Genomic DNA, 1,215 nt, shown 5'->3' on the forward strand with positions numbered 1-1,215 from the left:
GCGGCCGACATGGGGGATGTCGACAGGCCCGAACCGGATCTGGCCGCCGAGACCCACCACCCGGGAGACCGTGGCGTCGACGTCGCGGGTCGCGAGGTAAACCGCCCAACCGGAAAAGCCGGGCGCTGCGGGCATCGACCGCCGGATCCCGGCCACGGGCTTCCCGTCAGCCTCCGCGACTCGGTAGCCGCCATGCTCCGGCATCGGTGATGGTGCGATGCGCCAGCCGGCGACAGCCTCGTAGAAGGCCTGTGCCACGTCCTGGTCGGCCGCGTTCAACTCGAACCAGATGGGTTTACCCTCGACAGTTGGCATCGGGCGCATTCCTCCGTGACAACGAGCGCATCGACCGCATCGCGGCGCCGCCTATGGCCCCGCTTTGCCTAGGCTGGCATTCTCGGTTATACAAAGCAACCATGCAGTCAGAAGAAGTAACTAGTGAGGCGTCTGTGCCACGGGAGCGTCGGTACGACGACGCTTGCGGCACTGCGCTTGCCCTGGAGTTCATTGGCGAGCGCTGGTCGCTGCTGATCATGCGCGAGCTGGTCTTCGGCCCCCGCCGCTTCGGTGAGATTCGGGCAAACCTTCCAGGCCTCAGCGCCAACGTGCTGACGCAGCGCTTGGAAAGCCTGGAAGATGCAGGCATCGTCCGCCGCTTCCGGCTGCCGTCGCCGGCCAACGTGCAGGTCTACGATCTGACGGCGTGGGGCCGTGAGGCCGCACCGCTGATGCGCGACATGGGGCGTTGGGCCGCTCGCTCGCCGCGGCATGATCCGAGCCTGTTCATGTCGGCAGCTTCGGCCATGATGTCGCTTCAGGCCCTGATCGATCGAAAGCGCGCCGCGGAACTGCCTGTATCGGTCGCGTTTCATTTCCCCGGCGAGGACTTCATCGCGACTGTGACGGGCGGTGAGATCTGCGTGAGCCGTGGTGTCATGGAGGCACCCGACCTCGCCTTCACTGGCGACACGATGGCGATGCGCCGCACGATCTATGGCAAGGCGCCTCTGGCCAGAGACGGTGCGGGCGGAACGCTCGCCTTCGCTGGCGAGGCCGATCTCGCACAGTCCTTCGTCGATCTCTTCGCTCTGCCCGCCAAAACCACCTGAGGAGCGTCTTATACCAACCAGCGGTGAGGGAGACTCACGGGGTTTATCCCGTGCGGCAGCCGTGATTCGATGAGGCGAACCGGGAGGGTTCGCCATGTCCGCTGCC

Annotated in this window: 2 protein-coding genes; one reads left to right on the plus strand and one right to left on the minus strand. The window is 65.8% G+C overall.

The window, feature by feature from the left end:
- Positions 1-315: VOC family protein (locus WDW90_RS37315; RefSeq protein WP_336492756.1), on the minus strand; the 315-nt coding region annotated here is incomplete at its 3' end.
- 101 nt (positions 316-416) lie between these two features.
- Here WDW90_RS37315 and WDW90_RS37320 point away from each other — a divergent pair.
- On the plus strand, positions 417-1,109 hold the full coding sequence (locus WDW90_RS37320; protein ID WP_336492757.1) for a winged helix-turn-helix transcriptional regulator: 693 nt from the start codon (positions 417-419) through the stop codon (positions 1,107-1,109).
- Positions 1,110-1,215: the final 106 nt, after the last annotated feature.

This window comes from Methylobacterium nigriterrae (genome assembly GCF_037106235.1).
GTDB classification, from domain to species: domain Bacteria; phylum Pseudomonadota; class Alphaproteobacteria; order Rhizobiales; family Beijerinckiaceae; genus Methylobacterium; species Methylobacterium nigriterrae.

Coding starts and splice junctions, on each gene's coding strand:
- WDW90_RS37320 (WP_336492757.1), top strand. CDS start 417: ATGCAGTCAGAAGAAGTAACTAGTGAGGCGTCTGTGCCACGGGAGCGT.